Genomic DNA, 17541 nt, shown 5'->3' on the forward strand with positions numbered 1-17541 from the left:
TGAGCTCCAAGCTGGGGCGAGACCGATGGAATTGGCGTGGCACCATCGAATAGTTCGGATGTGGCTCTTTTCGGTGAGCCACGATCGATTTTAAAGTCTTTGCTCAACGACGCAAATCGGGGGAACCCATGTCCACTTTGACGAACGAATATGGCCAACCGGTCGGCGCGCCCGTGCCCGGTTGGTCGCCGCGGCCCTTGCCCAGCGCCGAGACGCTGGAGGGAACGTATTGCCGCCTCGAGCGGCTCGATGCCGAGCGCCATGCGCAAGACCTCTTCACCGCTTATCGCGCGGCACCCGATGGGCGAGACTGGACCTATCTCGGGGTAGGCCCGTTCGACGACGAAGCGACCTATCGGCAACACGCCGAGGCGGCGGCGCGCAGTACCGATCCGCGGCACTATGCGGTGATCGACCGCAAGACGGGGAAGGCCGTCGGCACGTTGGCGTTGATGCGGATCGACCCGACGCACGGTGTGATCGAGGTGGGGCACGTGACGTTTTCGCCGCTGCTCAAACGCACGCCAATTTCCACCGAAGCGCAATTCATCTTGATGTCGTATGTCTTCGATGAGCTTGGCTATCGGCGCTATGAGTGGAAGTGCGACAGTTTGAACGCTCCCTCGCGCGCCGCCGCGCAACGGCTCGGATTCACGTTCGAGGGTGTCTTTCGTCAAGCGTTGGTCTATAAAGGCCGCACGCGGGACACGGCTTGGTTCTCGATCCTCGATACCGAATGGCCCGCGCAAAAGCGCGTGTTTCAAGCCTGGCTTGCGGCCGGGAATTTCGACGAACAGGGCCAACAACGGAAATCGCTCGGCGAATTGCGTAAGCTGCATGCTTCGTGACGAGCGAAGCGTGCTTTCCCGCTAGGCCGGCTGCTCCGAGCGGCCGATCGATGCCAGTTCGGCGAGCGTGTCATCGGATAGGCGCAAGGCCGCGGCGCGTATGTTTTCGTGCAGATGGTCGAGCGACGACGTACCGGGAATCAAGAGAATGTTCGGTGCCCGGTGGAGAAGCCATGCGAGGGCCGTTTGCATCGGCGTTGCGCCAAGCTTAGCGGCAATCTGCGATAGCGCAGCGGATTGGATCGGCGAGAACCCGCCCAACGGGAAATACGGAACATAGGCAATGCCTTGGGCGGTCAATCGATCGATGAGCGCATCGTCCTGCCGGTGCATCAAGTTGTAGTGATTTTGCACACAGACGATCGGCGCGATGCGCTGCGCTTGCTCGATCTGTGTCGCGGTCGCATTGCTGATGCCGATGTGCCGCACGAGCCCGTCTTGCCGCAATTGCGCGAGCGCGGTCATTTGACGTTCGATCGAACCTTCCGCGGGCGCGTGCACGTCGAACATTAAGCGCAAGTTGACTACGTCGAGCACGTCTAAGCCCAAATTGCGCAGATTGTCTTCCACGGCTCGGCGAATATCGTCCGGCGCCTGCGCCGGCAGCCATGCGCCGTCATTGCCCCGCACTGCACCGATTTTCGTCGCGATCAGCAGCGATTCAGGGTACGGGTGAAGCGCTTCGCGAATGAGTTGATTCGTGATATGAGGGCCGTAGAAATCGCTCGTGTCGATGTGATCGACGCCTGCCGCGACGGCTTCACGCAGCACGCTGACGGCCGCATGGCGATCTTTCGGCGGACCGAATACGCCGGGGCCGCTCAATTGCATGGCGCCGTAGCCGAGGCGGCGGACGGTGCGCCCCGCGAACGTGAAGGTTGTCTCGATGTTGGGTGAGGTCATGATGCGCTCCGTAGAAGAAATCGATGCAGCCGAGTATGAGAGCGATTGCGCCGTTCGATAATCCGATTTAAGTTGCACGGGTTGTTCAAAATTTGGAACAGTCCGCATGGATTTCAATGACCTTGCAGCGTTCGCGTCGGTCGCGCGAGCGGGAGGGTTTCGCGATGCCGCGCGCGCGAGCGGCGTATCGGCATCGAGTTTGAGCACCGCCGTCAAGCGCTTGGAGGCCAAACTGGGTTTGCGGCTGCTCAATCGCACGACGCGCAGCGTCGCTCCGACCGAGGCGGGCAAGCATTTGCTCGAGCGGTTGACGCCGCTATTCGGCGAGATGGAGGCCGCGCTCGACGTCCTGAACGTATTCCGCGATACGCCCACGGGAACGCTGCGGCTCAACGTGCCCGCCAGCGCGGCTTATACGATCTTGCCGGGTATCGTCGCGCGCTTTATCCGGGCTTATCCGGGCGTGCAGGTGGAGATGATCGTCGAAGACGGTTTCGTCGATATGCTCTCCGCCGGTTGCGATGCGGGCATTCGCTATGGCGAACGGCTCGAGCAGGATATGGTGGCGATCCCGATCGGGCCGCGTATGCAACGCCTCGTTACGGCGGCGGCGCCGAGTTATCTAGACGTTCGAGGACGACCGACCCATCCGCGCGATCTTCTTTCTCATGCCTGCCTACGCATCCAATTCGCGAGCGGCGCGATGGTGACTTGGCATTTTGAGCGGGGCGATGAGACCTATCAGTTGGATCCGGCGGGACCGCTCCTCGTCAAACCTTCCTTGGCATTGGATCTGGCCATTCGCGTTGCGGTGGAGGGGGGCGGCGTGATCCACCTCTTTGAACAGATGCTGCAACCCTATGTCGATAGCGGCGAATTGGAGAGCGTTCTCGACTCGTGGAGCGTGTGGTTTACCGGACCCTTTCTCTATTACCCGGGCCATCGGCACGTGCCGGCGCCGTTGCGCGCATTCATCGACTTCGTCCGGGAGGACGGGGCGACTTGACCCGTACGCCGTATGCGGGCAGCGCCGATGCGTTGGCGGAAAACGGCCATAAATTGGCGAACGAGGTGTTTTCCCGTGCTTGGGCGCTGGTTAGCATGGGTTTCTATTCAATTACAGAAATGGAAAAGCACCATGCCGAATTCACCGGATACGACGCAGGCGCCTGAGTCTCTAATTGCCATCGCAACGCGATTCATGCAAGTCGTTTGGAACGAATACGATTCACAAGCCGTATTCGATATGGTGGCGGACGATTACGTCGACCACGCCTATCTTCCGTCGAACGCCAGCGGCCACGCCGATATGGTCGAGCGATTCAATCGCGCGTTTTCCGAGGCGCGGCATGAGGTGTCCGACGCGGTCGCGCAGTCCGACAGGGTCGTTCTGCGCTTGTCGGTGCACGCACGCCACACCGGTGTATTTCGGGGCATTGCTCCGACCGGAGCGATCATCGACGTGCAGCAATATCGCACTTTCCGCATTCGGCGCGGCAAGCTCGCGGAGCATTGGGCGCTCTTCGATACGATGGCCCTCATGCAGCAAATCGGCGCATTGACCGATCCAACCCTGGCTTGCCGACGCGATTGACCGCGCGATTCGATGCTACCGTTACGCCGATTCATTCGTTCGAGCGAGCATCGCTACGTGACTTCCTATGCCTTTCATCGTCAGTTCTTGGAGCCGGCCGATACCGGAGAGCGCACGTTTGCTCACCACTACTTGCTTTATGCATCCGAGGGTGCGTTTCGGTTAGAGACGGACGAGCGCAGTTGGCTGCTGCCATCGCATCGGGCTGCATTCATTCGCGCGAACACGCGCATCCGGGTTCGTGTCGCCGCGCCGGCCACATCGGCATCGGTTTTATTCGATGCCGTCGATAACGCTTTTCCTTCGCTCCAAGACGATTGCGCCGTCTTCAGAGTGACGCCCCTAATCCGCGAGATGGTGCTGTACGCCGCGCGCTGGAACGAGGACTCTTCTGCCGCCGATCCCGCAGCGGCGCCATTTTTTCAATCGTTGGGCTACGTGGTCTCGGAGGGTGCCGCCCAGCCGGAGGCACTTTGGTTTCCGCGCGCGACGTCGAACGACTTGCGCCGTGCACTCGAATTCACGCTGTCGTCGTTGGCGGAGCCGCTTAGTTTGGCGGACGTCGCCACGGCCGCGAGCATGTCGGAGCGAACGCTCAACCGCCGCTTCGCGGAAGAGCTATCGATGACGTGGACCGAATTCTTACAACGGGCGCGCGTGGTTCATGCGACCGAGCACGTGATCGACGGCCGAAAGAGCTTGGCGACGATCGCTTATGACTTCGGCTTTGCGAGCCCGAGCAAGTTCGCGCATGCGTTCAAACTCATTCATGGCGAAACGCCAAGGCGCTACCGAGAGCGGCATAAGCGGCTGGCGTAAAGCCTTCGCGGCGAAACGCGCCATAACGCAACGGCGTTCGGGGACACCCCATCGATTGCTCCGGTTGGTGAACCAACCTAAAAGTTTTTCTTTTGGCTTCCTCAAATAACCATCGTTTGTCGCCGGCTCACCCCAAGGGGATACTCCAGCATTCGCAGTGCCGACGGGTATCGAAATGCCGCAGCGCACAGAGCGAAATGCGTGCTCGGCGTCGCCGCGGCTCGCGCTCGCATCCAATCCCACAAAATGGCGTCATCCAAGGAGAACTTATCAATGAAGCCCAGCGTCACCGGTCTTATCGCGGCGATCGCGCTTGTTATGTGCGCTCAGTCGGAAATCGGCTTCGCGGCCGAAACATCGAACGCTCACGCAAAGGAGGCGGTCGATGCGGTCATCGAACCGCTGATGAAAAAGGACGGCATCCATGGAATGGCCGTCGGCGTCGTCGATGGCGGCAAAACCTATGTATTCAACTACGGCGTGGCATCGGCGGAAACGGGCCAGCCCGTCACGGATGCTACGCTGTTCGAACTCGGTTCCGTCAGTAAAACATTGACCGCGACGCTCGTTTCGTACGCCAATACGAATGGCGATTTGTCGCTGACCGATCGTGTCGATAAGTATTTTCCGGCTCTGCGAGGCAGCGCGTTCGGTAACGTCGAACTGGTTAATCTCGGCACCCATACGCCGGGCGGCGTGCCGCTCCAAGTGCCCGATTCGATCACGAGCGACGATGCACTCATCGCCTATCTGAAAGCATGGCAACCGGCGTATGCACTCGGTACTTACCGCACGTATTCGAATCTCGGCATCGGCCTGCTCGGCGAAATCGCCGCCAAAAGCATGGGCAGCGATTTCACGCAGGCGATGCAGCGGCGGGTGTTTCCGGCGCTCGGCATGACGAATACCTATATCGACGTCCCCGAAGCCCGTGTCTCCGATTATGCGCAGGGCTATAAGAAGCAAGGCGGGCCGACTCGCATGTCGCCGGGGATGTTGTCGGCGCCGGCCTATGGCGTCAAGACGACGGCCGCCGACATGCTTCGCTTTATCGATGCGAATATGGATCGATCGACGATCGACGATAAGTGGCAGCGGGCGGTCACGCAGACCCATACCGGCTACTTCCGTGCGGGAGCGATGACGCAGGATCTGATCTGGGAGCAATACGCCTATCCCGTTGCGTTATCCGACTTGTTGCAAGGCAATTCGGCGAAGGTCATTTTCAACGCGACGCCCGTTGCGCGTATCGAGCCGCCGCAAGCGCCGGGCAAGGCGGTCTGGATCAACAAGACTGGGTCAACGAACGGTTTCGGCGCGTATGTAGCGTTCGTTCCGCAAGCGCATCTAGGAATCGTGATGCTTGCTAACAAGAACTTCCCGATCGACGAGCGTGTGCGTGCCGCGTATCAAATCTTGAGCACGTTTGCGTCAAGTCAGCGATAGCGAGCGAGAACCGGGATGAGCCGCTATCATGGCTTCCCCGTCCCGTCGCCCCTCCAATGAACTGATTGATGTATGCATCGACAATTACAAGAAAACCTAGGGTTGGCCACGGATTTATTGCTTCATGCGCAAATCGGTTCGGTCTCGCAAGACGATCGTTATACGATCTTGCGCACGGCGCAGGCGCCCGAGTACTTCTCGGGGAACATGCTGGTTCTCGCCGGCCCTCCCGCTGAGGACGACCGCCAGCGGTTGGAGGACGACTTCGCCCGCCTCATCGGCGGGCCGCCTGCCATGGTGCATCGGAGTTTTGCTTGGCCCGAGACCGGCGGTACCCTCGGCGATTTCGATTCGTATGTCCGCCATGGCTATGAAGCGATGATCTGTAGTGTTCTCGTGGCCGAACGCAATGCCGTGCGCTCGGTCGAGATCAACGATGCCGTCGAGGTTCGGCTGTTCGAATCCGAACGCGATTGGGACGATTGGCTGCGCATGTCGCTCGCCGATATGCCTGATCCCGACAGCGAGACCTCGCGCCGGTGCGTCGCTTTTCAGCGCTCCGCGTATCGGGGGTTGATCGAGCGGCACTGGGGCAACTGGTGGGGGGCGTTCATCGACGGTGAAATGGTCGGCAGCCTGGGCCTGTTTTTCTTCGGCCGGATCGGCGTGTTTCAGTCGATCGTCACGCGCGAGGATCAGCGCAATAAGCGCGTTTGCCGCACCTTGCTGACGGAGGTCGTCAAGCGGGCGGCCGGTGCGCGCGATCGTCTCGTGGTCGTGGCCGACGAAACGTATCACGCGATTCGTCTCTACGAAGCGCTCGGTTTCGAGCGGCAGGCGCGAATCGGCTCGCTTTGCCAGGTCGCCGCGCAGCGTTAGCCTGGGCGGGCGCACGGCGCTGTTATCCTCACGCCTATGCATCGCGCTATCGACGACCATTCGCTCTCGGCCACGCGGCATGTTTCGGCCGAGCCGCCGAGCGCAACCGTGCCGATTTCCCTCGTGAAGGCCTTTCTCGCGGGTGCCGAGGCGCGTCCGGAAACGATCCACCGTTATTTGGAGGACGCAGGTATCGCCCCGGAATTGCTGGTCGAACCGGGGGCGCGCGTGACCGAGGAGCAATTCTCGACGTTCTATCAAACGATCGCCATCGCATTGGACGACGAGATGCCGGGCTTCTTCAGCCGGCCGCTGCGCAGCGGCACGCTGAAATTCATCTGCTTGAGTTTGCTCGATGCGCGCAGCCTCGAAACGGCGTTGCACCGGTTTTGCCAGTTCTTCCATATCGTGCTCGACGATTTTCGTCTCGAGTCGCGACGAAACGGCGCCGTCGCCCAGTTCGCGTTGCGCCCCAACCCGGTTTTCCATCGCATCGGACCGCTCGGGCACGAGTTGATGCTCAAGCTCGTTCACGGCGTGGCGTCCTGGCTCATCGGCCAAAACATTCCGCTGTTGCAAGTCGATCTGGCGTGCCCGCGTCCGGCCCATGCGCTCGATCATCGATATTTCTTTTCGGGGCCCGTTCGGTTCGATTGCGACGCGACGCTCATGCGCTTTAGCGCGGCCTATCTGGACTTGCCGATCCGGCAAAGCAAGCGCAACTTGGGCAAGTTTTTGGCGCGCGCGCCGGGCGATTGGATCTTCGGCTCATTCAGCGAACAATTGGTGAGTCACCGCATTCGCCAATATCTGGCGGCGCAGTTGCCCGATTCGCCGACGATCGAACAAGCCGCGGCCCATCAGCATTGCTCCGTCCGCACGCTTTGCCGGCGTCTCGCGGGCGAAGAGACGACCTTCCAGGCATTGAAGGACGAACTTCGCCGCGACATCGCGATCCAACGGTTGACCGAAACTGACGAAACGATCACGAAGATCGCCGGCGACATCGGTTTCGACGACCCGAGCGCTTTCCACCGCGCATTCCGGCATTGGACGGGCAGTACGCCCGGAACATACCGCCGCCGGGCCTAAGCCGCCGCCATCTTCGGCGCGTTCCTCATTATTTCTGGCCAGATTTGTCAGTCGGCGGTCCGGTTTGGACAGCCCGCGGCGGCCGTTTGTCGTTACGATTCCGTTCAAACCATCGTAACGTGGCTGCATTTGTCATACCGCGCCGCGCTCGTTTACCTCCCTCATTTGGACAGTGCGCTATGAGTTATACCGCTCCGATCAAGGACATGTTGTTCGTGCTGAAAGAGTTGGCCGGTCTTAACACCGTTGCCGAGCTTCCCGGTTTCGAAGAGGCCGGTATCGACACGGCGCAGGCCGTGCTCGAAGAATCGGCCAAGCTGTGCGAGGAAGTGCTGGCGCCGCTGAATGTGGAAGGCGATCGCAACCCGAGCACGTGGAAAGACGGCGTCGTGACCTCTACGCCGGGCTTTAAGGAAGCGTTCCGCCAGTTCGTCGAAGGCGGCTGGCAAGGTGTGCAGCATCCGGCCGAATACGAAGGCCAGGGTCTGCCGAAGTCGATCGCGACGCCGTGCATCGAAATGCTCAATGCCGCGAATTTGTCGTTTGCCTTGTGTCCGCTGCTGACGGACGGCGCGATCGAAGCGTTGCTGACGGCAGGTAGCGAAGCGCAAAAGCAGCGCTACGTGCCGAAGCTGATTTCGGGCGAATGGACGGGCACGATGAACCTGACCGAGCCGCAAGCGGGCTCTGATCTGGCGCTCGTGCGCACGCGAGCCGAGCCGCAAGGCGACGGCACGTACCGCGTCTTCGGTACGAAGATTTTCATCACGTGGGGCGAACACGACATGGCCGAGAACATCGTCCATCTCGTGTTGGCTCGCACGCCGAACGCGCCGGAAGGCGTCAAGGGTATTTCGCTGTTTATCGTGCCGAAGTTCATGGTGGGCGAGGACGGCACGCTCGGCGAGCGCAACGACGTCCATTGCGTATCGATCGAGCACAAGCTGGGCATCAAGGCGAGCCCGACGGCGGTGCTCCAGTTCGGCGACCACGGCGGCGCGATCGGCTATCTGATCGGCGAAGAAAACCGCGGCTTGGAATACATGTTCATCATGATGAACGCGGCGCGTTTCGCGGTGGGCATGCAAGGGGTGGCGATCGCCGATCGCGCTTATCAAAAGGCGGTGGCCTACGCCAAGGATCGCGTGCAAAGCCGGCCGGTGGACGGCTCGGCCAAGCAGGCCGTGGCGATCGTTCATCACCCGGACGTGCGGCGCATGCTGGCGACGATGCGCGCGCTGACGGAAGGCGCGCGCGCGCTCGCTTATGTAGCGGCGGCGCATAGCGACATCGCACATCGGCATGCGGACGAGAGCGTGCGCGCCGAACACCAGGCGATCTACGAATATCTCGTGCCGGTCGTAAAGGGCTGGAGTACGGAGATGTCGCTCGAGGTGACGAGCCTGGGCGTGCAGGTGCACGGCGGGATGGGCTTCATCGAAGAGACGGGCGCGGCGCAGTACTACCGCGACGCGCGGATTTTGCCGATCTACGAAGGCACGACGGCGATTCAGGCGAACGACCTCGTGGGCCGCAAGACGCTGCGCGACGGCGGCGCGGTGGCCCAAGGCCTGCTGCGCGAAATCGACTGCACGATCGAAGCGTTGAAAGCGCAAGACGACCCGTCGCTGGCTTCCATCGCGACGCAACTCGAGGCGGGCCGGGGCGCATTGGCTCGCGTCGTCGAGTTCGTCGTGAAGCACGCGAAGAGCGATCCGAATGCGGTATTCGCCGGAAGCGTCCCATATCTGAAACTCGCGGGCATCGTGCTCGGCGGCTGGCAGATGGCGCGTGCCGCATTGGTCGCGCAGGGCCGCAAGGCCGACGATCCGTCGTTCTTCGGCGCGAAGATCCTGACCGCGCAATTCTTCGCCGAGCATGTGCTGCCGTACGCCGCCGCGCTCGAAACGTCGATCGTCAGCGCGAAGGGCGGCCAAGGCTGGCTCGCCTTCGACGGCGACCAATTCTAAGCACGAAGAAGGACTGACGAGCATGACGACGAGCGCCTCGCAACGCGAATCGATGGAATACGACGTGGTGATCGTCGGCGGGGGCCCCGCGGGGCTCTCCGCCGCGATCCGTCTGAAACAGCGCGCGGCACAAGAAGGGGCCGAGATCGGCGTCTGCGTGCTGGAGAAAGGCTCCGAGATCGGCGCGCATATTCTGTCGGGTGCCGTGATGGATCCGCGCGCAATCGACGAGTTGATTCCCGACTGGAAGGAAAAGGGCGCGCCGCTGGAAGTCGAGGTCACCGAAGACCGCTTCCTGTTTCTATCGAAGACGGGCTCGACCTCCGTTCCGAACTGGATGTTGCCCGACAACTTCAAGAACCACGGCAATTACGTCGTCAGCTTGGCTAACGTCACGCGCTGGCTCGGGCAGCAAGCCGAGGCACTCGGCGTCGAGATCTTCCCGGGCTTCGCCGCGGCCGAGGTGCTGTACGGCGAAGACGGCCGGGTGAAGGGTGTCGCGACAGGCGACATGGGGATCGGCAAGGACGGGCAGCCGACCGAAAACTTCCAGCGCGGCATGGAGTTGCATGCCAAGTACACGCTGTTTTGCGAAGGCACGCGCGGACATCTCGGCAGGCAGCTACAAGACGTGTTCAAGCTGCGCGACGGGGCGGACCCGCAGGTGTACGGGATCGGCATCAAGGAAGTTTGGGACATCGATCCGGCCAAGCATCAACGCGGTCTCGTGGTCCATACCGCCGGCTGGCCGCTCGATACGCAAACCTACGGCGGCTCGTTCCTGTATCACATGGGCGACAACCAAGTCGTCGTCGGTTTCGTCGTCGGACTCGGTTACACGAATCCTTATCTGTCGCCGTTCGAGGAATTTCAGCGTTACAAGACCCATCCCTCGATCCGTGCATTCTTGGAAGGCGGCAAGCGCGTGTCGTACGGCGCGCGCGCGATCACGGCGGGTGGCTTGCAGTCGCTGCCGAAGCTCGTGTTTCCGGGCGGCGCGTTGGTCGGCGACGAAGCCGGGTTTTTGAACGCGTCGCGAATCAAAGGCAGCCATGCGGCCATCAAGACGGGCATGCTCGCGGCCGATAGTGCATTCGATGCGTTGCAGGCGGGACGGCAGGGCGACGAACTCAGCGATTATCCGCAAGCGTTCGCCTCGTCGTGGCTCCATGCGGAATTGCACAAAGGCCGCAACTTCAAGCCTTGGATGAGCAAGGGCTTGTACGTCGGCACGTTGATGGTCGGCATCGAGCAGAAGCTATTCGGCGGCAAGGTGCCGTGGACGCTGCGCCATCGTCATGGGGATCACGAGACGCTGCGGGACGCCTCGCGCTGCAAGCCGATCGACTATCCGAAACCCGATGGGAAACTGACGTTCGATCGCCTTTCCTCGGTGTTCTTGTCGAATACGAACCACGAGGAGAACCAGCCCGCGCATTTGACGCTCAAAGACGCAGGCGTGCCCGTGCAAGTCAATCTGAAAACCTACGCGGGCCCGGAAACCCGGTATTGCCCGGCCGGCGTCTATGAGTTCGTCGCCGACGAAGCCGGCGACCGGCTGCAAATCAATGCGCAAAACTGCGTGCATTGCAAAACCTGCGACATCAAGGACCCGACGCAAAACATCGTATGGGTTGCCCCTGAAGGCGGCGGCGGCCCAAACTACTCGAACATGTAGCACGGATAGTTATCGACGCGCCCCGACGGATGGGACGGACCAGACGGATCATTGAGGAGAACGTATGAACAAGGAAGTGGTCGTTGTAGGCGGCGTACGCACCGCTATCGGCAAATTCGGCGGCAGCTTGAAGGATTTCGCGCCGACCGAACTCGGGACGATCGTCGTGCGCGAAACGCTCGCACGCGCGGGCGTCGATCCGAAGCATGTCGATCATGTCGTGTTCGGTAACGTGATCGCGACTGAACCGAAAGATTTCTACCTCTCGCGCGTTGCCGCCATCAACGCGGGCATTCCCGAGACGACGCCCGCGTTCAACGTCAACCGCCTGTGCGGTTCCGGCCTGCAAGCGATCGTGTCGGCCGCGCAAACGATCCTGCTCGGCGACGCGCAAGTGGCCATCGGCGCCGGCGCCGAAAACATGAGCCGTGCGCCGTACATCGCACCCGACGCGCGTTTCGGTGCGCGCATGGGCGACATGCGCATGATCGATATGATGCTCGGCGCGCTCAACGATCCGTTCCACGGCGTGCCGATGGGTATCACGGCCGAGAACGTCGCTCGCAAGTTCGGCATCTCGCGCGAGGACCAAGACGCACTCGCGCTCGAATCGCATCGGCGCGCCGAGCGCGCGATCGCCGAAGGACGATTCAAGCGGCAGATCGTGCCGGTCACGCGCCGCGTGAAGGGTAAGGACGTCGTGTTCGATACCGACGAGCACCTGCGTCTGCAAGCGACGATCGAAGACTTCTCGAAGCTGCAACCCGTGTTCGATCGCGAGAGCGGCACGGTAACAGCCGGCAACGCTTCGGGTATCAACGATGCAGCAGCGGCGGTTCTCCTGATGTCGCGCGAAGCGGCCGAGCGTCACGGCGCGAAGCCGATGGCGCGCCTCGTCGCGTACGCGCATGCCGGCGTGGACCCGCTGCACATGGGTATCGGCCCCGTGCCGGCCACGCGCCTGGCGCTTGAGCGTGCCGGACTCTCCGTTAGCGATATCGACGTCGTCGAGGCGAACGAAGCGTTCGCGGCGCAAGCCTGCGCGGTCACGCGCGAACTCGGCTTCGATCCGGCCAAGGTCAACCCGAACGGTTCCGGCATTTCGCTGGGCCACCCGATCGGCGCGACGGGCGCGTTGATTACCGTTAAGGCGATCGACGAGTTGCATCGCATCGGCGGACGCTATGCGTTGGTCACGATGTGCATCGGCGGCGGCCAAGGCATTGCCGCGATTTTCGAAAACCTGCTGTGAGCTCGGGTGGTGTGATGACGATTGAAACGTTGGGCGTGATCGGCGCCGGTACGATGGGTAACGGCATCGCGCAAACGGCGGCGGTGTCGGGGTTGAAGGTGGTGCTCATCGATGTGACCGACGCGGCCTTGGCTAAGGGGATGACGGCGGTCGGATCGAGCCTCGAGCGGCTCGTCGCGAAAGGCAAGCTCGATGCGCAAGCACGCGATGCCGCGCTCGCGCGGATCGAGACGTCGACCGACTACCAGCGGCTGGCCACCGTCGATCTCGTGGTTGAAGCTGCCACGGAAAACGTCGAGCTGAAGACGCGCATTCTCAAGCAGATCGAAACGATCGTCTCCCCGAGCACGATCGTCGCGTCGAACACCTCGTCGATCTCGATCACGGCCCTGGCCGCGACGCTGGCCGAGCCTGCGCGGTTCATCGGCATGCACTTTTTCAATCCGGTGCCGCTCATGCCGCTCGTGGAAATCATCCGCGGCCTGCAAACGAGCGACGCCACGGCGGCGACCGTGACCGAACTCGTCGCTCGATTCGACAAGTCGCCCATCGGTGTGCGCAATAGCCCCGGCTTCGTCGTCAATCGCATCCTCGTGCCGATGATCAACGAAGCGTTCTTCGTGCTGGCCGAGGGCGTGGCCACCGCCGAAGAGATCGACGCCGGCATGCATCTCGGCGCCAATCATCCGATCGGCCCGCTCGCGCTGGCCGATTTGGTCGGGCTCGACGTGTGCCTTGCGGTGATGGAAGTGTTCGTCAACGATCTAGGCGATCCGAAGTACCGCCCGTGCCCGCTCTTGCGCGAGCTCGTCGCGGCGGGGCGCTTGGGTCGTAAGACGGGGCGCGGCGTCTACGAATACGCGTGATCGAGCGGTGTCCTAAGCGTCTTGCGTCGCGACGGACACCGCTTCGCGCATGAGCGCGATGAATCGCAGCAGCCGCGACGGATAGTGCTGGGCGTGCGGATAAAGCAGGTACACGGGTAGGGCGTGCGCTTGCCATTTCGGCGCCAATTGGACCAAGCGGTTGCTCGCGAGATCGTCGGCGAGCAGCCAAGCCGAACTCGCGCAGGCGCCCATGCCCAGTACGGCCGCGCTGCGCAGCGCGTAAAGGTTGTCGGTGCTGATGCGAGGGCGGATGGAAATGCGTCGCGTCTCGCCCGTTTCCTCATGCGTGAGCGTCAGTTCCGTTCGGTAGTAGGTGCGCAGCGCCATCCACGGCAATGCCACCAGTTCGTCCGGCTCTTGCGGCACGCGGCCGCCTTCCAGCAGCGAGGGCGCGCTCACCACGATACGAGGCACCTTCGACAACCGGATCGCAACGACGGCCGGATCGTTCGGCTCGCCCACTTGAATTGCGCAATCGATCCCTTTGGCGATGAAGTCGCGCACGTCGTCCTGCAACAGCCACTCCACCTGCACGCGCGGATAGTCCTTCAAATACCGGACGAGCGGTTCGACCAACCTTTGCTGCCCGAACGCATGCGGCACGGCTACGCGTAACAGGCCTTCCGGCTCTTCCTGCGCGCCGCGCACTTCCGCTTCGAACGATGCCCAGCTCGCCAGCAACGCCTTGGCGCGGTTGAAGCAGCGTTCGCCATCCACCGTGAGCCGCATCGTATGCGTCGAACGATGCAGCAAACGCACGCCGAGCGAGCGCTCGAGGGCTTGCAGGCGGCGGCTGATCGTCGGTTGCGTGGTGTGCAACTGCGCCGCGGCGGCCGACAAATTGCCCGATTCGACTATACGCACGAACGTTTCCATCAGCTGAAAGCGCTGGCTTGCGCCCTCCAAGGAAAAGTCAGATGGGCTTGCTTTGCCTTGTGGGGCCGATGAAGGAGGGTGCTTTTCGGTCATACGCCAAGCGTATATCAAATGTGCGTACCGCGGTACTACCGGCGTTCTGTGCGCTGCGTCAAACTGCGGTCCATTCCTTCGATATGCGTCCCACTGTAACCATCATGACCACCACGCAAACTCTTCAAACTGCGCCCGCTAGCGCGTCCCGGCCGCATTCCGAGCCGGCGGGCGCCGCTGCGCTGTCTCCGCGTCTCGTGCTGCTGTTAGCCGCCGCTGCCGGGCTTGGCGTCGCGCCGCTCTATTACTGCCAACCGATGCTCGGCGTCCTCCAATCGGATATGGGGGCCTCGGCTCGCGCGATCGGGATGGTACCGATGCTCACCCAGCTCGGCTATGCGCTCGGGATCTTGCTGTTGGCGCCGCTCGGCGATCGCTTCGACCGGCGCCGCGTGATTCTCGCCAAGGCGACGGCGCTCGTCGTCTCGCTGCTGGCTGCCGCTGCGGCGCCATCGATCGGCATGCTGCTCGCCGCGAGCTTGGCGATCGGCATTTCGGCGACGATGGCGCAGGACGTGGTGCCTGCCGCGGCGGTGCTGGCGCCTGACGCGCATCGCGGCAAGGTGGTCGGCACCGTGATGACGGGGCTGTTGCTCGGTATCTTGCTGTCGCGAGTCGTTAGCGGCTTGGTGGCGGCGCACTACAGTTGGCGAGTGATGTTCGTTGCGGCGGCCGTGAGCGTCGCTGGAATCGGGTTGGCCGCATGGCGGGGTTTGCCGGCTTTCAAGCCCACCACGCATGTGTCGTATCGGGCGCTGATTGCCTCGCTCGGTCATCTCTGGTGGCACCAGCGTGCACTACGGCGCGCCGCAATAGCGCAAGGTCTGCTGGCGATGGGTTTCAGCGCGTTTTGGTCGACGCTTGCCGTTTTGCTCCACGGCGCGCCGTTTCACCTCGGTAGCGCCGTGGCCGGCGGCTTCGGGCTGGCCGGTGCCGCCGGCGCCTTGGGGGCGCCGATCGCAGGGCGGCTAGCCGATCGGCACGGCCCCGAAGTCGTGACGCGGCTCGGCATCGGCATCGCGACGATATCGTTCGCCGCGATGGCGTTGGGCTCCGTGATGACGCCCCACGCTCAGTTGGTGCTGTTGGCGGTGGCCACGGTCGGATTCGATCTCGGGGTGCAAACGACGTTGATCGCGCATCAAACGATCGTCTACGGTATCGACCCGGCTTCGCGCAGCCGCCTGAACGCGGTGCTCTTCGTCGGTATGTTCATCGGCATGGCGGCGGGTGCGGGCTTGGGCAGCCTGATGCTGGCGCAGTGGGGATGGATGGGTGTGATCGCGATGGCGGTGACGACCTCGCTCGCCGCGCTGGCGGTGCGGATGTGGCCGCACCCCACGGGTGCGCGGGGCACCCATTGATCGCGCCGCGCTTGATCCTTATTTTTATCGCATTTTCTTAGAGAGCGTGCTATCGCCAGTGACAAGTAAGTTGATTGGGGGTGTAATGGGGTTCATGTTAAAGAATCGTCCTTATAATAAGGGCGATAAATTTAAAAATTTCAGCAAATATTATTCCGCCAACAATGCATATGATGAGGCGATGACTGGGGTTAATATTAGTTGCCCAGGAAATGAATTTATAAAAATGCGTTTCGGATTTTTCTTTTCTTAAAGCTCTGGTTACTAGCCAAAATGCGCTGATTGTAAATGGCAAAAGCATAATTAGTTCAATGATCGAAATTTGCCAATCATGCCCTCCTGCCGGAAAAGCTGTGCGGTAAATTCCGGACAGGAGAAAGCACGCAACAATCAGTGTTGCTGTAACGTCAAAAATGCGAAAAACACATGTCCTCACATCGTCCTCGCATGCAATCCATATGTTGCAAAGTTCAAGTTGCGCGGCGCGGCGCGGTCGCGATTCGCGCCGACGGCGCTCAAATTTATAAATCTAGCAATGAAAGCAAAACATACTATTCAGTCTTTGTTTGTTGACGGGTGTGATTGCGTCCTGGGTGAAATGGTGTGTGAGTGATCGGAGTATATTGGCATATTTTTCGAGAAAGAGTAAAGGTAGGCAAGAAATGAAAACGCAACTGTCGTGTTCTCCTATTCGTCGATGATTCCTGGGAGCCAAGAGCCATATCGCAGCCATGACTCGTTCTACAGGCGTTCAGCTGCATGGCCATTTGCCGGTCGCGGCAAGCCTGCAAGCGGAGGAGGGCGAGCTAACGTCAAGAATGGTGGGTTCGCAGCGTCGAGACCATCGATTTCAAGCGATGAGTTTCTGCTGAAGCGGCCGATGGTCTTCCAATGATTCACCGTCCTTGAAGGTAATACCCTCAAGCGACAGCATGATCTTTTCCAGGTCGGTGATGCCGGTGCCCAGTTTTCTTGGCCTCCTCGACAGCTTGAATGCCAACTGGAAGAAGGTCGGTCGCGAGACGCAAATGCGCGTACGCGTTGGCTTACCAAGTTGGCCGAGAGGCCCTTGACGTCACTGCCCAGCAACGCACTCAACGCTTTACCCACGTCGCCCGCCGAGGTGTCCCTCAGGTACCGCACGGTTAGCTCCGCGCTTACACGGGGCGATTTCTTCGCGTGCGGTGGCATGGTCGTCAAATTGAACTTCACGCCTGGACTATGCGCTCGTCGTCTCGCTGCTGGCTGCCGCTGCGGCGCAGTCGATCGGCGTGCTGCTTATCGCGAGCTCGGTGATCAGCATTTCTGGGACGATGTCGCAAGACGTAGTACTGGCTGGGGCGGTGCTGGCGCCTCATCGCCGTCCTCTTCGTCGGCATGGCGGCAGGTGCGAGCTTGGGCAGCTTGATGCTGGCGCAGTGGGGATGGATGGGTGTGATCGCGATGGCGGTGACGACTTCGCTCGCCGCGCTGGCGGTGCGGATGTGGCCGCGGTAAGACGGTCACGATCCGGTCGATTTGAACGACGCGGGCGCGGGACGGCATGCGGTGCCGGCCCGCGCTTGATTATTTGAAGTACCGCGTGGCTGTCAAGCGCTAATCTCGTGCAGCCGCGCGATCGATATTGGACTGTTGTTAAAGAGCAGTGCCAAATCGCCGCCCCTATAGAATTGCTGCGCGAATCGGCTACAATCGCCCGAAAAGACAACCAACAATTGCGGCAATCCACGGGGCTATGATGATCGGCGGCAGCGTTACTTCTTCTCTCCAAGCAGGCGGCTCGGCCCGCGCGCATCGCTTTCCGCTTTCTTCCCCTCCGCTTCTTTAGTACCCGATTTCT

At 61.4% G+C, this 17541-nt stretch carries 16 protein-coding genes; 13 read left to right on the plus strand and 3 right to left on the minus strand.

The features are described 5' to 3' along the window. Positions 1-128 precede the first annotated feature (128 nt). Entirely contained in the window at positions 129-848 is a 720-nt protein-coding gene (locus AB1286_RS24700; protein ID WP_430365864.1) for a GNAT family N-acetyltransferase, read from the plus strand. Positions 849-869: 21 nt separating this feature from the next. Here AB1286_RS24700 and AB1286_RS24705 read toward each other — a convergent pair whose 3' ends face one another. After that, the gene (locus tag AB1286_RS24705) at positions 870-1751 is read right to left on the minus strand and encodes an aldo/keto reductase family oxidoreductase (protein WP_430365865.1); all 882 of its coding nucleotides are present in this window, start codon (positions 1749-1751) and stop codon (positions 870-872) included. 106 nt (positions 1752-1857) lie between these two features. Here AB1286_RS24705 and AB1286_RS24710 point away from each other — a divergent pair, with 106 nt between their 5' ends. From AB1286_RS24710 to AB1286_RS24760, 11 genes are all read left to right on the plus strand, one after another. Continuing rightward, entirely contained in the window at positions 1858-2757 is a 900-nt protein-coding gene (locus AB1286_RS24710; protein ID WP_430365866.1) for a LysR substrate-binding domain-containing protein, read from the plus strand. Then, the gene (locus tag AB1286_RS24715; RefSeq protein ID WP_430365867.1) at positions 2754-2924 is read left to right on the plus strand and encodes a hypothetical protein; all 171 of its coding nucleotides are present in this window, start codon (positions 2754-2756) and stop codon (positions 2922-2924) included. The genes AB1286_RS24710 and AB1286_RS24715 overlap by 4 nt, the downstream gene beginning before the upstream one ends. Beyond that, positions 2890-3345: an ester cyclase gene (locus AB1286_RS24720; RefSeq protein ID WP_430365868.1), complete on the plus strand. Its 456-nt coding sequence runs from the start codon at positions 2890-2892 to the stop codon at positions 3343-3345. The genes AB1286_RS24715 and AB1286_RS24720 overlap by 35 nt, the downstream gene beginning before the upstream one ends. Before the next feature lie 57 nt (positions 3346-3402). Next, entirely contained in the window at positions 3403-4164 is a 762-nt protein-coding gene (locus AB1286_RS24725; protein ID WP_430365869.1) for a helix-turn-helix domain-containing protein, read from the plus strand. Positions 4165-4482: 318 nt separating this feature from the next. Beyond that, on the plus strand, positions 4483-5610 hold the full coding sequence (gene ampC / locus AB1286_RS24730) for a class C beta-lactamase (RefSeq protein WP_430367306.1): 1128 nt from the start codon (positions 4483-4485) through the stop codon (positions 5608-5610). 72 nt (positions 5611-5682) lie between these two features. Next, complete coding sequence (locus tag AB1286_RS24735) at positions 5683-6489, plus strand: GNAT family N-acetyltransferase (protein WP_430365870.1); 807 nt, start codon at positions 5683-5685, stop codon at positions 6487-6489. A 36-nt stretch (positions 6490-6525) separates the two neighbouring features. After that, entirely contained in the window at positions 6526-7581 is a 1056-nt protein-coding gene (locus AB1286_RS24740) for an AraC family transcriptional regulator (RefSeq protein WP_430365871.1), read from the plus strand. A gap of 179 nt (positions 7582-7760) precedes the next feature. Continuing rightward, a complete protein-coding gene (locus tag AB1286_RS24745; protein ID WP_430365872.1) occupies positions 7761-9551 on the plus strand; it encodes an acyl-CoA dehydrogenase in 1791 nt (596 codons plus the stop codon). A 22-nt stretch (positions 9552-9573) separates the two neighbouring features. Continuing rightward, the gene (locus AB1286_RS24750) at positions 9574-11229 is read left to right on the plus strand and encodes an electron transfer flavoprotein-ubiquinone oxidoreductase (protein ID WP_430365873.1); all 1656 of its coding nucleotides are present in this window, start codon (positions 9574-9576) and stop codon (positions 11227-11229) included. Positions 11230-11293: 64 nt separating this feature from the next. After that, a complete protein-coding gene (gene bktB / locus AB1286_RS24755) occupies positions 11294-12481 on the plus strand; it encodes a beta-ketothiolase BktB (RefSeq protein WP_430365874.1) in 1188 nt (395 codons plus the stop codon). A 14-nt stretch (positions 12482-12495) separates the two neighbouring features. Further along, positions 12496-13347: a 3-hydroxybutyryl-CoA dehydrogenase gene (locus tag AB1286_RS24760; RefSeq protein ID WP_430365875.1), complete on the plus strand. Its 852-nt coding sequence runs from the start codon at positions 12496-12498 to the stop codon at positions 13345-13347. A gap of 12 nt (positions 13348-13359) precedes the next feature. Here AB1286_RS24760 and AB1286_RS24765 read toward each other — a convergent pair whose 3' ends face one another. Next, on the minus strand, positions 13360-14337 hold the full coding sequence (locus AB1286_RS24765; RefSeq protein WP_430365876.1) for a LysR family transcriptional regulator: 978 nt from the start codon (positions 14335-14337) through the stop codon (positions 13360-13362). A gap of 104 nt (positions 14338-14441) precedes the next feature. On the opposite strand from AB1286_RS24765, the gene AB1286_RS24770 reads away from it, so the two are divergent. Then, entirely contained in the window at positions 14442-15701 is a 1260-nt protein-coding gene (locus AB1286_RS24770; protein ID WP_430365877.1) for an MFS transporter, read from the plus strand. An 850-nt stretch (positions 15702-16551) separates the two neighbouring features. Here AB1286_RS24770 and AB1286_RS24775 read toward each other — a convergent pair. Continuing rightward, a complete protein-coding gene (locus tag AB1286_RS24775; RefSeq protein ID WP_430365878.1) occupies positions 16552-16701 on the minus strand; it encodes a hypothetical protein in 150 nt (49 codons plus the stop codon). Between the last annotated feature and the right edge of the window lie 840 nt (positions 16702-17541).

Source organism: Trinickia sp. NRRL B-1857 (assembly GCF_050470685.1).
In the GTDB taxonomy this organism is placed as follows: domain Bacteria; phylum Pseudomonadota; class Gammaproteobacteria; order Burkholderiales; family Burkholderiaceae; genus Trinickia.

What these genes read in the sequence shown, in the direction of transcription:
- AB1286_RS24760 (WP_430365875.1), top strand. Translation starts at nt 12,496, where the DNA reads ATGACGATTGAAACGTTGGGCGTGATCGGCGCCGGTACGATGGGTAAC.
- AB1286_RS24720 (WP_430365868.1), top strand. Translation starts at nt 2,890, where the DNA reads ATGCCGAATTCACCGGATACGACGCAGGCGCCTGAGTCTCTAATTGCC.
- AB1286_RS24765 (WP_430365876.1), bottom strand. Translation starts at nt 14,337, where the DNA reads ATGACCGAAAAGCACCCTCCTTCATCGGCCCCACAAGGCAAAGCAAGC.
- AB1286_RS24740 (WP_430365871.1), top strand. Translation starts at nt 6,526, where the DNA reads ATGCATCGCGCTATCGACGACCATTCGCTCTCGGCCACGCGGCATGTT.
- AB1286_RS24735 (WP_430365870.1), top strand. Translation starts at nt 5,683, where the DNA reads ATGCATCGACAATTACAAGAAAACCTAGGGTTGGCCACGGATTTATTG.
- AB1286_RS24700 (WP_430365864.1), top strand. Translation starts at nt 129, where the DNA reads ATGTCCACTTTGACGAACGAATATGGCCAACCGGTCGGCGCGCCCGTG.
- AB1286_RS24745 (WP_430365872.1), top strand. Translation starts at nt 7,761, where the DNA reads ATGAGTTATACCGCTCCGATCAAGGACATGTTGTTCGTGCTGAAAGAG.
- AB1286_RS24750 (WP_430365873.1), top strand. Translation starts at nt 9,574, where the DNA reads ATGACGACGAGCGCCTCGCAACGCGAATCGATGGAATACGACGTGGTG.
- AB1286_RS24710 (WP_430365866.1), top strand. Translation starts at nt 1,858, where the DNA reads ATGGATTTCAATGACCTTGCAGCGTTCGCGTCGGTCGCGCGAGCGGGA.
- ampC (WP_430367306.1), top strand. Translation starts at nt 4,483, where the DNA reads ATGTGCGCTCAGTCGGAAATCGGCTTCGCGGCCGAAACATCGAACGCT.
- bktB (WP_430365874.1), top strand. Translation starts at nt 11,294, where the DNA reads ATGAACAAGGAAGTGGTCGTTGTAGGCGGCGTACGCACCGCTATCGGC.
- AB1286_RS24770 (WP_430365877.1), top strand. Translation starts at nt 14,442, where the DNA reads ATGACCACCACGCAAACTCTTCAAACTGCGCCCGCTAGCGCGTCCCGG.
- AB1286_RS24705 (WP_430365865.1), bottom strand. Translation starts at nt 1,751, where the DNA reads ATGACCTCACCCAACATCGAGACAACCTTCACGTTCGCGGGGCGCACC.